Below are 13,458 nucleotides of genomic sequence, written 5' to 3'. Positions count from 1 at the left end.
AAAAATTCCCCTGCACTTTGCAAGGGACTAGGGAGTTTCGCTATGAAATTGATTGTTTTCCTCCGGATAGTACAAGTACTTACGAAGGCACACATCACGATGGGTCAAGCTCTCTCCTTTAAAGCGGAGCCAGATCTCGTCGTCTGCCATGACGCCATGCGTTTTCCGAACGATAGCCCAGCGGTTGTACGAATTGAGTCCGAGACTTTTGAGTAATTCGTCGCGATTGGCACGCGTTTCCGGAAAGGTGCGCCAGGAGAGCCATTTTCCAATCTCTTTTTGTGTGATAAAGCCTTCGTTCTTCGGGGAGAACTGTTTGTTGAATCCTTCGATGTAATTGAGGACATATGGAGAGTTACCATCTTGAGGCTTTAAGTCTACATGGGCAATGACTTCATCCATCCACATCACCTCGAACGTGTAGTAATCAATCATTTGGGTGGATCTCTGGATGGCAGGAGTGGTATAAAAACTTGTCCGCAGTGGGTCAAAAAGATGACAAAGGTGGAACTATTGAATGGCTATAGTCATACACCAACTAATATGATTGCACTTATATAATGTTTTTCCTATTACCGAAAGTGTAGCGGACGGGATGTATGGGAGAAATTTTAGAGGTGTGGCCGGCGAAATGCCTGGCAGAATCAAAAACTCCTGCCACTAATCGGCAAGAGTCGGTTTGACAAAATAGGTCTGTTTACTAAACTGATTGCACATTGCTTTTTTCTACGAGACCGATAAAATACTCCATCAGCCGATTATCGTCTGTTAATTCTGGGTGAAAGGAGCACCCGAGAAAGTTGCCATCGCGGGCAAGTACAATACGTCCGTTGTGTTCTGCTAATACGTCGACGGATGCTCCTACTTTCACAATATGAGGGGCTCGGATGAACACGGCGCGAAATGGTTCGTCTAGGCCTCGAACAGCAAGATTTGCTTCGAAACTGTCGACTTGGCGACCAAATGAATTTCGTTCCACCGTCACATCCATGACATTCAAGTGGCTGTCTTGTCCGCTGATAGTGCGCGCCAGCAAGATTAAGCCGGCACACGTACCGAACATCGGAACGTCTTCTTCCGCAAGTTTCCGGATCGGCTCGAGTAATTCGTAGCGATCCAACAGTTTTCGCATCGTGGTACTTTCCCCACCTGGTAAGACGAGCGCATCTAATCCCTCGAGGTCTTCAATCCGCTTCACTGGAACCGCCTGGGCCCCACTTTTCTCTATAGAAGTGACATGTTCACGAACCGCGCCTTGCAGAGCCAATACGCCAATTTTCAACATGTTATAACACCCTATCCTGCATGCGGTCACTTGCTTCTAATCGTCCGATTTCAATGCCCTTCATTGGAATCCCTAAGTCTTTTGAGATGTCCACAAGAAGTTTGTAATCTTGGTAATGTGTGGTGGCTTCTACAATTGCGCGTGCGAAGCGTTCTGGGTTATCCGATTTGAAAATCCCGGATCCTACGAAGACACCATCGGCACCAAGTTCCATCATGAGTGCCGCATCTGCGGGTGTTGCAACGCCGCCCGCTGCGAAGTTGACGACAGGTAAGCGTCCTAAATGTTTGATTTCAAGCAACACATGGTACGGCGCGCCTAAATTTTTCGCTTCCGTCATCAATTCATCGTCATTCATATGAATGATTTTGCGGACTTGTGCATTTAGCTTTCGCAAGTGGCGAACCGCTTCTACGATATTTCCTGTACCTGGTTCCCCTTTTGTGCGAAGCATGGAGGCCCCTTCTCCGATACGACGCGCCGCTTCCCCTAAATCTTTATTCCCGCACACAAACGGCACAGTGAAATCACTTTTGATTAAATGGAACTCTTCATCTGCAGGTGTCAGTACTTCCGATTCATCGATGTAATCGACACCCATCGCCTCTAGCATACGCGCTTCCGAAATATGACCAATGCGTGCTTTTGCCATGACCGGAATCGTCACGGCTTGCATCACTTCTTCGGTGATCCGTGGGTCAGCCATGCGAGCAACGCCACCCGCCGCCCGGATGTCAGATGGCACGCGTTCAAGTGCCATGACAGCCACAGCTCCTGCCGCTTCCGCGATTCGGGCCTGTTCCGCGTTGACGACGTCCATGATGACGCCACCTTTTTGCATTTCCGCCATTCCTCGTTTGACTCGATCTGTTCCTCTTAGTTGTTCGCTCATTCGATTCACCCTCCATTACTAGTATACGAAGAGTATAAAACGATTCTGGCACCTTTAAAATAGTCAGTTTCTAAATTATTTATAAGGTCAGATTGGTTGCTAATGCGGAAATGGAGATGGAGGATTTTAGATAAGGTGATTGGATTTGGTGGATTTAAGGACGTTGGGTCGGTGGATAGCCAAGTTGGGTCGGTTGAAAGCTGAAGTTGGATCGTCGACAGCGCCCGAAACTCATCCCCATAATCGTCTCATTTAAAGGCTTAAATAGGGGCAGCTCTTTCTAGAAAATCTTCCACACTCTTGATTTTAAAAATCGTGCCATGCAAAAAATCCCCTGCCACAGCAGGGGATCACCACATAAATTTCACTTGTATTCCCTCTCGTTCTCAAACGATGTTTCGACGAGCCAGTCGACGCGCCTTCAACGTCTCCCAGTTCATCGCTATCAAACTGAAGATCATGAGGCCAAGTCCCGCTCCGATGCCCCAGTGAAGAGGTTCGCCGAGTAAGCCGACACCAAGAAGAATCGTTACGAATGGCGCGATGAACGTCACCATCAACGCAACAAGCACGCCGCCGTTTGACGTAATCCAATAGAAGATCATGTATCCCACTCCTGAAGAGAGACATCCGAGGACAAGAAACGCACCTAAGACGTTCGGATGAGCGAGTTCAAGTAAGGCACGGGGTTGCAAAATTAAACTAATGACTCCGTTCAACACCATCGAGACCAACATCGTCCAAAAGCCAAGAAACGACGCAGGAACGTCCTTGAAATACCGGCCGACACCAATCGAATTCAGTGCGTAGCACGCGGTCACAAAGAGCATGAGAAGGGCATGGAGCCATGAAAACTGACCACCGACTCCACTCGATGTCAAGAGGAGTACCGTCACTGCGAAGAAACCTAAACTCAGACTCAACAGCTGGGACCGAAGCGGCCGCGTCTGAAATAACACGATTGAAAAGACTACCGCGAAGAGCGGAGTGGTCGCATTCAAAATTCCACTAATTGTGGTATCGATTCTTTGGAGGGCGATGGATAAAACAGTCCACGGGAGGGCAGCGCCAAGAGAAACGATTCCGATAAACTTCCAGCCTGGCCACCACGTAAACTTTAAGCGCATCTTCCAGATCAGAGGCAGTAGGACAAGAAGCCCGAATGCACAGCGAATAAAAACAATCGATGCAGGGGACAGCACATCGAGTAATCCTTTGATCCATAAGAACGAAGATCCCCAGAGAAGACTGAGGATCAGTAACAGCAGAATCGATTTCATTTAGAACGCCACTTTCAGCTCAGGTTGTGCACCCAATTGCGTGACCACGAAACTGGCGACTCGATTGGCAAATTGAATCGCATCGCGCAAAGTTTCCCCTCGACTGATGGCAACGGCAAGCGCACCGTTGAAGGCATCTCCCGCTCCGGTCGTATCAACGACCTCCGCCTTGATAGCATCCACCCATCCAGCGCCTTCGTCGGAAACATAATACGCGCCTCTCGCTCCCAGTGTAACCACGACCGTCTGGACTCCATGCTGCCGCAGGAGGTCACAGGCACGACGCAGTTCTGCATCATCCACTGGCTCGATACCAGTCAGTTGATGGAGCTCCGTCTCGTTCGGGGTCAAAATCGTCACATATTGCAACAGCGCACTTGAAAGTTCACGGGCGGGTGCTGGGTTGAGGACGACTACCTTGCCTGCTTGTGCCGCAATTTCCGCAGCCCTCTCTACCGCGTTCACCGGAATTTCTAACTGCAACAGAAGTGCATCCGTAGACGTAAGTGCTTCACTTTGCTTCTCTATTTGTTCAGGCGTCACATGAAAGTTTGCCCCTTGGAAAAGGACGATGGCGTTGTCGCCTGTTTGAGACAGTTGAATGATGGCTTGCCCGGTGGCCCCGGTACGCCCAATATGATCCGTGGTCACACCTTTCTTAGCAAGGTTTTCGACCGCTTGATCACCAAATGCATCTTCTCCGACATTGCCAATAAACTGAACAGTGGCCCCTAGTTGGCTGCTGGTCACCGCTTGATTCGCCCCTTTACCGCCAAAATGCGTCGAAGAAGATGTGCTGTGGAGCGTCTCTCCTTTTTTCACGATGTGGGGAACGCGATAGACCAGGTCGATATTGATGCTACCTACTACAGTAATGTTCACGTATGTGTCCCCTTTCATAGATGTTGATTCTTGAGGATAGCGGAAAGGAGTTGCGGTTTGGTAAGCAATCCTTTTTCAAGTCCTAAGAGTGACGCCATTTGGGCGACTGCTGGAGGTTTTAACATGCTCTCGTTCAAGACGTCCGCATTATAAAAGACTGTTCCTGCGGATTCGTCGGCAATCAACTGGCGGTTCGCCATGACTACGATGCGCTCAAAATGTGTCGTGACAAATTCCATGTCATGCGTAATCGTGAGGACTGTCTTGCCACGTCTCTCTAAATCTTTGAGCATGTCAGCTAACAGCGTCAATCCGACTTGATCTTGTCCTGCCGTCGGTTCATCCAGAATGATGACATCTGAATCCATGGCAAGCACCGAGGCGATCGTCACAAACTTTCGTGTGGAATACGGCAAGTTGTACGGATTTTCTTCTCGGTCTTCATAGATCCCACATAGCTTCATGGCCCACTCTGTGATGTCATCAATGCGCGCCTCATCAAATCCCATGTTCTTCGGTCCAAACCGAACTTCGGATTCCACATCATTGTGGAAGATCTGATCGTCTGGATTTTGAAACACATAGCCCACTTGGCGAGAAATCTGAGCGGTCGTGTAGTCTTTCGTATTCAACTCCCCGACATACACGTCGCCTGCTGAGGGTTTCAGTAAGCCATTCATCATCTTCACAGCTGTCGTCTTGCCAGCCCCGTTCTGTCCGACAATCGCCACCCGTTCCCCCGCAGCCACTTTGAGTGTCAACCCGTCTACGGCTTTTGTGCCGTCCGGGTAAGAAAAGTGAACGTTCTCTAGTCGAAGCTCAGCCATGTGGCACACCTTCTTTCTTCCGTGCAATGCTGTCGGCCAGTTCCTCGTTGCGAATCGGCACAAAGTTCAAGGGTACCCCTTCTTTTTGAAGCTGCAGTGCGACTTCCGTCACATGAGGGTATTGAATACCATACTTAGCGTAATCCGGGTTACCAAACACTTCGCGCACCGGACCGTTTAGAACAACCTCTCCTTCGTGCAACACGATCACTCGGTCCGCATATTCTGCAATCAAGTCCATTTTATGTTCCACAAGAAGAATGGTCTTCCCGCGTTCTTTCATCAGTCTGATGATATCAAAGACATGCTCGGTGCCGATTGGGTCGAGCTGAGAAGTCGGTTCATCGATGACCAACAGCTCGGGATCCATCACGATGATTGCCGCCAAAGCAACTCGCTGCCGCTGCCCACCTGACAGTTCATTTGGATTTTTGCCACGTAAATGCGTAATCTTAACGAGAGTCAAGACTTCTTCCACACGCGTGCGAATATCTTCTACAGCCACACCTAGATTTTCAAGCCCATATGCCACTTCATCAAAGACCGTTTCTTTGACACCGGAAATTTGAATGAACGGATTTTGAAAGACGTACCCGATTTTCTCACCCAGTTGCCCGAGTTGATAATCGAGCATCGATTTGCCGTCAATCATGACCTCCCCATCTAGCTCACCTTTGTAGAAGTGAGGGATGAACCCACGAAGCGTGTTACATAGCGTCGTTTTTCCTGAACCGTTGTTGCCTACAATGGCTGTAAAGCTACCTTTTTCAATCGACAAGTGAATGTCTTTGAGCACCTTCTCGTCCCCAACCGGATACCGATACGAGACATTTTTCAGTTCAATGATTCCACTCATGAGACAACCCTCCAAACAATCAGTGCAACTAGTAACAAACCGAGCACTACTGGCACGATACGGTCAGCAGGACCCGCGGATAGAGAATGCAAACTTGTTTTCTTCACCGGGGCTGAAAACGCGCGTGACTCTAATGTGATGGCCCGTTCTTCTGTACTGGCAATGGAGGACAAAATGAGTGGCGTCAAGATCGGAATGAAGGCGCGGATGCGAATGAGAAGTGACCCTTCCGTTTCGACACCTCGTGTCTTCTGTGCTTCCATAATCGTTGTCATTTGACGCTTCATCTCTGGGATAATGGTCAGCGTGGATAGCACGACATAAGCACCCATGGGTGGCATACCGCGGTCTTCCAAGGCTTTCACAAAATCTTTAATTTCCGTGACTCGGAAGAACAGTAAGAACGCGGCTCCGATTGCCAAAATCTTAGACGTCAGCTGGAGACCATATAGCAGGCCTTCTTGCGTCCATTGGAAGATCCACCATTCGCCAAGAACCGTCTCTCCAGGATAGAAAAACAGTTGCATCAAAAATACGATAGCCAGTAAAACAATCAGTGCCTTTACAGTCAAACGGAGAAATTCCTTCAACGCAGGCGGTCCAGCAAGCCAAGCAAGCAAGGTGAGCATTGGGAACCACGCATAGGCAAACGCATAGTGCGGAATGACAAAGACCGACACCCCAACGAAGAACACAAACAATAGTTTTGTCATGGGATGAAGCGACAAGATAACATTTGGTTTCATGACTTCCCCTCCTTGACCGGACGAAACCGGTCGATTTTAAAAGCAGAAGAACCTGTTTGCAGTCCCGGAGGTGCAACACAGATTCTTAGAGGTCAACGGATAGCCGTCACTGTTTACTTATTGCCACGCTTCATGTACAGGTGGCCGTAGTTCATCTTAGATAGATAACGGTCTGACATCTTCTTCACAATGAAGAACACAATCAATACAGACACCAATTTGTCGATGATCTCACTAATGAAGGAAGACGAGAACACCGCTGTCCAGATTTCTTGGCCGGAAGCTAAAAATGCCGCTGTAATGATGGAAGACGAAGAACCGGATGCCCCACCGAAGACAAAGACAGTGATCGGTGCAGAAACCACGACACCGATCAGTGTAATGATTAGACCAGATACCATAACTTTCGGAATGGACTTGAAGAAGCCGCCTTTAGATAAAAATCCTGCCGCCAACCCAATCGCTGCTGACGTGATCGCATAGGGAATGAAGCCTGGATTAAACACACCATTGATCAAGTTCGTGACCACCCCTGTCAATAAACCGACCCATGGCCCGGCAATGACGCCTACTAAAATCGTGCCGATAGTATCCAAGAAAATCGGGATACGCAGTGTATTCGTCAAAGTGAACCCCACAATGTTGATGGCCACTCCAATCGGAATCAGTAACATCGCCAACATATTAAAATCATCTTTAAAACTACGTTTCATTTCACATTCTCCCCTTTGTCTGTGATTAACCGATTAATCGGTTCATTTTTTCAATTGCTTGAAAGAATTGTTTGCGGAAGGCTTCCCGGTCGACCGTATGTAAGACTTTCACATTTTTCGGTAGCCCCGTTCGTTCCATATAATCCACAACCGTCGTCCCTCGTGTGAGTCGTCCTTCAATCTCGATCTCGACGTGGTATTCGTCCCCTTTAAATAACTCCGGCGTCACGACATACGAGACCGCGCATAAATCATGCAGGCGAATATTGGTCTCATAGTTTTCTTCGTGGAACGGTGTCTGCTTCGTATGGTGAATGTAGAACTTCATCAGCGAACTGATTTGACGCGCGAATTCCGTTTCGAGTGCTTCGACTTCGGCAATTTCTTCGAGCGTGACAAACGACTTGTGGGTCAGATCCAGTCCACTCATGACAATCGGAACTCCTGAGCGGAAGACGATATCAGCAGCGTGCGGGTCAACAAATACGTTGAATTCCGTCGTTGGCGTCGTATTGCCACCCACTGCGGCCCCGCCCATATAGGAAATATAGCGGATTTTCTTTTTGACTTCCGGATGCGCAAGGAACAGCGCTCCGATATTGGTGAGCGGACCTGTCGCAATGAGCACGATAGGTTCTTCACTGGATTGAAGCACGTCTTTCATCGCATCAATGGCAGAGCGCGAACTTTCTGGTAGCGTCGGCGCTGGCAGGACCATATCACCGAGACCGCTTTCTCCATGTACTTCCGCTGCCACTTCTAACTGGTGAAAGAATGGGGTATCCAGACCGCGTGCGATTTCGATATTTTGCTTCATAAAACTAGTAAATGCCCGGGCATTGTAGATGGTCTTCTCTTGTGTTTGGTTACCAGGTTCGGTCGTGATTAATCGGATGTCGAGCTCTTCTCTGGCAAACGCTAAGAGGAGTGCCATCACATCATCTATACCTGGATCACAATCAATAATTACGGGAATCTTGTTCATTTAGTCGTTTCCTCCTGTCGGTACATAAGCTGTACTTTCACGCACAACAAGGGTCGGTTCGAAAATCGCAAAGTCCGTTGTGCCTTCTTCGATTTGCTGGACGAGAAGAGCCGCCGCCTTGCGTCCCATGGCGTACGTATCTTGTCGGATAGTGGTTAGCTTCGGAATCAAGGCGGATACGAGTGGGACGTCATCGAAGCCAATGACAGACAACTCTTTCGGAATCGCCATTCCTCTTCCATGAGCAGCCCGATAGACCCCGCAGGCCATCATGTCGTTGCATGTAAAGATGGCTGTGACGTCTGTTTCCTCCAACTTTGCCATCGCATGCTGATACGCTGAGTCCAGTGAAAAATCTCCTTCTTGGATCCATACCGGTTCAAGGTTCGCTTCCGCTAACGCACGAGTGAAGCCGGCAACCCGGTCACGAGAATTTCGAATCTCATTCGGACCTGAGATGCACCCAATCTTTGTATGGCCAAGTTCTAACAAATGCTTCCCCGCCAGATACCCACCTGCTTCATTGTCGAGGCGAACACCGGACACAGCCTCTTCTTCCATTCGGTCCAAGTGGACATAATGGACGTTTTTCAGGAACGGCAATAAACTCGTCGAGGAAAGACCTGAGCGACTAGAGAGAATCAACCCATCCACTTGCTGTTCTTTTAAGATGGTAATGTAATGCTCCTCTTTCTCAGCCGATGCATCGGAATTACAAATCACCAAACTATAGCCGTGTGCATTAGCTTCGTCTTCAGCTCCCCTGCACAGTTCGGGAAAGAATGGGTTGGAGATGGTCGGTACAATCAATCCGATTAATTTCGACTGCTTAGTCACGAGCCCCCTCGCTAACCGATTCGGCTGGTAATCCAGTTCTTCCATGACCCGCAATACTTTCTGGCGGGTCTCTTCAGACATCCCTTCCTCCTTACGATTGAGCACTCTCGATACCGTCGTAATCGAGACACCTGCTTTTTTCGCAATATCTTTAATTGTCCACTTCGTCATGGGCCTTCCACCTTTGTAGACGGTTTAAAGAAAACGTTTTACGAAAACGTTTTCTCATTCCACTCCATCTTATTGCAACCGCTTTCACTTGTCAATATAGAAAATAGAGTATTCTCACAATTTATTTTTATATGATAAACAACCCTGCCTAATCGGGCACCTCGATGACTGCACTAACCAGTATGAGTTGTAATGGTGACCAGTTTTCTATACTAAGTGTAAAACGATGGGGGAAACGCATGTGAGAGTGGACCTTCCGAGAAACCTATTTGACTTAGAGAAACGACCCGCATTTACAAAGGATTTAAAGAGTGTAAGGACGGACATTGAAGATCTAGTGATTCAAGGAGAAACAAAAAACCTTGATTTGCTAAGTACCTTTACTAACCTTACAAAACTCTGGATTTACACGGTGAACCAGCAACAGTTTGAAAATATCATCTCGCTCATTCAACCAAAACAACTCCATATCTATGAGATGCGTGTCAGTGACTTGTCTCCCTTGGAGTCGCTGCACAACCTTGAAGTGGTTTCTCTTCAGTGGAACACGAAAGCAACTTCGCTTTGGGATCTCGGGCAAAATCCAAAACTGTACTCTCTTGCCATCATGGATTTTCCAAAGCTACAAAGTCTCGATGCACTCCAAACACAACCAGATATACATGTACTCGAACTTCATGGCGGTATTTGGAATTCACTCACTATCCCGACACTCGAACCACTTCGGAAATTAGTGAATTTACGGCATCTAACATTAATGAACATTCGGGTGAAAGATGAATCTCTTGAGCCTATCGCGGACCTTCACCAACTCGAGGAATTATCGATTTCGAATCAGTTTCCGACGCAAGAGTATGCTCGATTGTCAGTCAAACTTGCCAATGCCAACTGTGAACTCTTCCATCCATATATTCTTTTAGAATCTCCAATCGAAGACAAAGACATCATGGTAGTTGGAAAATGAAAGCCCTTTTTGAATTCAAAGGTAGACATTGCGCGAATTCGAAAGTACGAGAAACAATTTCGGAAGTTTCAGGAGAGTTTTCGAGTATGAAAGACGAGCAAGATACTTCGCTCTATTGCATTTATCCGTTTTAAGAAGAAGTCTATCACCGAAGAGTTGATTTGAACGATGAACTAGATAAGGAGGTACGAATCGTATCCTAACTGCCAAGGAAATTGAGAATAAAATCTTGGGCGAAGATGGTTTAATTGGTATCAGGTTAATCGATTTGCAATATAATCTGTTGCAACACACGGTTATGATGGAATTTCAGGATGATGGAGAGCCACGGATTATCTTTAAAGATTGCTTTAATGTACACATAAATATTTGGTTAGAAGGGGCTCAGGGGAGTATCCCTCAAACTCCCGGAGACTAGGATTTTTTGTTCATGACGCAGTGATAGAGGAAGATATAATAGAAGGCGTAAAACTCTATAACTGTAAATTAATCATACCAATGATGGATTGTCATATCGTGTTCAAAAGTATCATATTTGAAAATCAAAAATAAAAATATCGCACAAGCGATATAGTTTAGCTTAACCATTTGGTGCCTGTCACCCACACTACTAACTAAAAATTTATGAAAATACAGAGACCCCTGCAACAAGGGTCGCCTGGAAAATATATATAATTGAAGCGAATAATCTGAGTTGTTTGGGTGACAGGCACCTGTTTTACAATGCATCACAAATGGGCATCTGTTTTCTGTACAGATGCCTGTATTTATTGCTTTTATGAGTATTGGCTCGGTTGTATAACCAAGTTGAGTCGGTTAGACACCCAAGTCGGGTCGGTTGAAGGCCCGACCAGCGGCCCAACTGACCAGCTATTCGTGTGGATCTTCCTAGCAAGCCCTTCCCCACTTCTGATTTGTTCATACGGTGTCAGACACCACACTAATGATGTATGACTTCAAAAAAACGCAAGCACTCCTTTCTAATTTTGTACATATATTGTCAATGACTAATGTGGGGAGGCCTTTCATATAAGGATATATCGCCTCAATAAAAAAGTGGTGTGAAGAAATTTTAATGGCTTTAGATAAGTCAGTCTATAAATTTCAAGAAGATGTTGATTCGAAAACGTTAGATGAGTTTCGGGAACACCTAATTCAATTTCGAGATGTGCTTTCAGAAAGAAACTATATGCATGATATGTATGTCTATAAACGTGCTCACGAACTGTATGATCAATTAGTGTCTTATTTGGACAAAACCGGGGACAATAACCAAGTTGAAAATATAAGAACAGAAAATAACCTTGAGATGGTTTCAATCGGTGGCCATACACTTCCCCCACTGCCGTATGCATATGATGCCCTCGAGCCTTATATTGATGAAGAAACGATGAGATTACATCACGATAAACATCATAAAATCTATGTGGACGGATTAAACCATAGGGATGGACCGTCCATTTCTTCTGTGTATTTAATTTCCTTATAAGCGTCAAATAGTGATCAAATTGATATGAATAATCCTGATAAATAAAGAAATAAAATAAGCTTGTTTTGAAAAAAAGTCTACTCACTTCCTCCACGCCGACAACTTCAATCATTTAAATCATTTCACAATCGTCTGATTTTTTATTTCCTATCGATCTCGTCCCTGAGGCTTGTACTCCGGTATAAAAACTTACTGCCTGCTAAATACTAGTGACTTACCTATTTGTTCTTTCTTTTATGTAATAGATGGAGTCTTTGAGTCTACACCCCCTGGCCCAATTTGTAATGCGACATATTAACCCCTACAACTAGAGGGTTTGAAAACCTTATTAACCTCTCGTGGTCACATCTACATCGCCTATTGGGATTAATGACCGGATTAGCAGGATGAAACTCCACAAGTTTATCTAGATGAATCAAGTAGGCCTTACACAGAAGCAGCCGAATCATGAGCACCTTCTCTTTCCAATTATTTATAGCAAGTGAATAGAAAGTTGAGGTAACAATGTGGAAGAAATAGTACGAGTAAAAAAGAGAAAAAAGAAGAAACGTAAGGTATGGAAATGGATTGTTATTCCCATCGTCATTTTTCTTATCATACTGGCCATATTTTTAGCCTACACCTACCAACAAGTGACTAATACTGCAAAAGAAATCTATGAGCCAATCGAAGACCGTGAAGCTTCTGACAAACGCGATGATGGTCATGTGGAAATTGAAAAATCACTCCCCTTCTCTGTCTTGATTTTAGGAGTCGATGAGCGAGAAAATGATGCGGGTCGTTCGGACACGATGATCGTTATGACTGTGAATCCAACATTAGGTTCTTCTAAAATGGTTAGTATTCCACGCGATACGTATACAGAAATTGTGGGTAAAGGAATGAAAGATAAAATCAATCACTCCTACGCTTTCGGCGGTGTTCGCATGGCGATGGAAACAACCGAGGAACTATTAGATATTCCCATTGATTATGTTGTTCAAGTCAATATGGAGAGCTTTCAGGAAATCGTTGATGCAGTTGGTGGAATAGAGGTGAATAACGGTTTTCCTTTTGAATCAGAGGGGTACCACTTTCCTAAAGGCTCTATTGGACTTAACGGTAAAGAAGCTTTAGCATTTGTTAGAATGCGCTACGAGGATCCTGATGGTGACTTCGGACGACAGAACCGTCAAAAACAAGTCATTCAAGCTATTATCAGTGAAGGGATCTCTTTAAATTCAGTTCTAAAGTTAAATGCAATTCTTGAAGCTGTTGGGGACAATGTTCGTACAAATATGACGTATGCCGAAATAAGAGATGTGCAGGCCAACTATCGTTCGGCAGCTGGACAAATCGAACAACTTTACTTCGAATCGGGCACAAGTAGTCGAATCGATGGTATTTGGTATTATTTAATGGATGAACAGGAGTTGGAAACGATTTCTGATGAGTTAAAAGAGCATTTGAATTTGGAAGAAGAGGCTGGGATAAAACCAGCCTCTTTTAATCGTTCCGCTAAGATTTATTTCAATAAAAAGTAAGTTAAGCA

The 13,458-nt window shown here is 45.9% G+C and carries 13 protein-coding genes and 1 pseudogene; 3 read left to right on the top strand and 11 right to left on the bottom strand.

The genetic code is table 11. The annotated features are described in order from the left end of the window. Positions 1-27 precede the first annotated feature (27 nt). The 11 genes from ACFO0S_RS04050 to ACFO0S_RS04000 form a co-directional block, all read right to left on the bottom strand. A complete protein-coding gene (locus tag ACFO0S_RS04050; RefSeq protein ID WP_378140479.1) occupies positions 28-402 on the bottom strand; it encodes a hypothetical protein in 375 nt (124 codons plus the stop codon). A gap of 298 nt (positions 403-700) precedes the next feature. Beyond that, a complete protein-coding gene (gene pdxT, locus ACFO0S_RS04045; protein WP_378140614.1) occupies positions 701-1,282 on the bottom strand; it encodes a pyridoxal 5'-phosphate synthase glutaminase subunit PdxT in 582 nt (193 codons plus the stop codon). A gap of 4 nt (positions 1,283-1,286) precedes the next feature. Beyond that, a complete protein-coding gene (gene pdxS, locus ACFO0S_RS04040; protein ID WP_378140477.1) occupies positions 1,287-2,177 on the bottom strand; it encodes a pyridoxal 5'-phosphate synthase lyase subunit PdxS in 891 nt (296 codons plus the stop codon). A gap of 386 nt (positions 2,178-2,563) precedes the next feature. Next, positions 2,564-3,457 (bottom strand): DMT family transporter, encoded by an 894-nt coding sequence (locus ACFO0S_RS04035; protein WP_378140475.1) that lies wholly within the window; start codon positions 3,455-3,457, stop codon positions 2,564-2,566. After that, positions 3,458-4,357 (bottom strand): ribokinase, encoded by a 900-nt coding sequence (gene rbsK, locus ACFO0S_RS04030; protein ID WP_378140472.1) that lies wholly within the window; start codon positions 4,355-4,357, stop codon positions 3,458-3,460. Further along, complete coding sequence (locus ACFO0S_RS04025; RefSeq protein ID WP_378140470.1) at positions 4,354-5,166, bottom strand: energy-coupling factor ABC transporter ATP-binding protein; 813 nt, start codon at positions 5,164-5,166, stop codon at positions 4,354-4,356. The genes rbsK and ACFO0S_RS04025 overlap by 4 nt, the downstream gene beginning before the upstream one ends. Further along, positions 5,159-6,022: an energy-coupling factor ABC transporter ATP-binding protein gene (locus ACFO0S_RS04020; protein WP_378140468.1), complete on the bottom strand. Its 864-nt coding sequence runs from the start codon at positions 6,020-6,022 to the stop codon at positions 5,159-5,161. Before ACFO0S_RS04020 ends, ACFO0S_RS04025 begins: the two co-directional genes overlap by 8 nt. Next, a complete protein-coding gene (locus ACFO0S_RS04015; protein ID WP_378140466.1) occupies positions 6,019-6,768 on the bottom strand; it encodes an energy-coupling factor transporter transmembrane component T in 750 nt (249 codons plus the stop codon). The genes ACFO0S_RS04020 and ACFO0S_RS04015 overlap by 4 nt, the downstream gene beginning before the upstream one ends. Before the next feature lie 113 nt (positions 6,769-6,881). Then, on the bottom strand, positions 6,882-7,481 hold the full coding sequence (locus ACFO0S_RS04010; RefSeq protein ID WP_378140464.1) for an ECF transporter S component: 600 nt from the start codon (positions 7,479-7,481) through the stop codon (positions 6,882-6,884). Positions 7,482-7,506: 25 nt separating this feature from the next. Beyond that, positions 7,507-8,466 (bottom strand): nucleoside hydrolase, encoded by a 960-nt coding sequence (locus tag ACFO0S_RS04005; protein WP_378140461.1) that lies wholly within the window; start codon positions 8,464-8,466, stop codon positions 7,507-7,509. Next, entirely contained in the window at positions 8,467-9,474 is a 1,008-nt protein-coding gene (locus ACFO0S_RS04000) for a LacI family DNA-binding transcriptional regulator (RefSeq protein ID WP_378140458.1), read from the bottom strand. Between the two features lie 241 nt (positions 9,475-9,715). On the opposite strand from ACFO0S_RS04000, the gene ACFO0S_RS03995 reads away from it, so the two are divergent. The 3 genes and pseudogenes from ACFO0S_RS03995 (at position 9,716) to ACFO0S_RS03985 (ending at position 13,450) form a co-directional block, all read left to right on the top strand. Beyond that, a complete protein-coding gene (locus ACFO0S_RS03995) occupies positions 9,716-10,438 on the top strand; it encodes a leucine-rich repeat domain-containing protein (RefSeq protein WP_378140456.1) in 723 nt (240 codons plus the stop codon). Between the two features lie 1,312 nt (positions 10,439-11,750). Further along, positions 11,751-11,879 (top strand): annotated as a pseudogene (locus ACFO0S_RS03990) (superoxide dismutase); the annotation flags it as partial. Between the two features lie 554 nt (positions 11,880-12,433). After that, positions 12,434-13,450: an LCP family glycopolymer transferase gene (locus ACFO0S_RS03985; RefSeq protein WP_378140454.1), complete on the top strand. Its 1,017-nt coding sequence runs from the start codon at positions 12,434-12,436 to the stop codon at positions 13,448-13,450. Positions 13,451-13,458 lie beyond the last annotated feature (8 nt).

Origin of the sequence: Chryseomicrobium palamuruense, assembly GCF_042649045.1 — a bacterium.
GTDB lineage: Bacteria > Bacillota > Bacilli > Bacillales_A > Planococcaceae > Chryseomicrobium > Chryseomicrobium palamuruense.
The sequence above is the reverse complement of the archived record's forward strand: the minus strand, read 5'-3'. Positions and strand labels throughout refer to the sequence as shown.

Excerpts from the sequence above, each read along its gene's own strand:
- ACFO0S_RS04050 (WP_378140479.1), bottom strand. The coding sequence starts at position 402 with ATGGATGAAGTCATTGCCCATGTAGACTTAAAGCCTCAAGATGGTAAC.
- pdxS (WP_378140477.1), bottom strand. The coding sequence starts at position 2,177 with ATGAGCGAACAACTAAGAGGAACAGATCGAGTCAAACGAGGAATGGCG.
- ACFO0S_RS04035 (WP_378140475.1), bottom strand. The coding sequence starts at position 3,457 with ATGAAATCGATTCTGCTGTTACTGATCCTCAGTCTTCTCTGGGGATCT.
- rbsK (WP_378140472.1), bottom strand. The coding sequence starts at position 4,357 with ATGAAAGGGGACACATACGTGAACATTACTGTAGTAGGTAGCATCAAT.
- ACFO0S_RS04025 (WP_378140470.1), bottom strand. The coding sequence starts at position 5,166 with ATGGCTGAGCTTCGACTAGAGAACGTTCACTTTTCTTACCCGGACGGC.
- ACFO0S_RS04020 (WP_378140468.1), bottom strand. The coding sequence starts at position 6,022 with ATGAGTGGAATCATTGAACTGAAAAATGTCTCGTATCGGTATCCGGTT.
- ACFO0S_RS04015 (WP_378140466.1), bottom strand. The coding sequence starts at position 6,768 with ATGAAACCAAATGTTATCTTGTCGCTTCATCCCATGACAAAACTATTG.
- ACFO0S_RS04010 (WP_378140464.1), bottom strand. The coding sequence starts at position 7,481 with ATGAAACGTAGTTTTAAAGATGATTTTAATATGTTGGCGATGTTACTG.
- ACFO0S_RS04005 (WP_378140461.1), bottom strand. The coding sequence starts at position 8,466 with ATGAACAAGATTCCCGTAATTATTGATTGTGATCCAGGTATAGATGAT.
- ACFO0S_RS04000 (WP_378140458.1), bottom strand. The coding sequence starts at position 9,474 with ATGACGAAGTGGACAATTAAAGATATTGCGAAAAAAGCAGGTGTCTCG.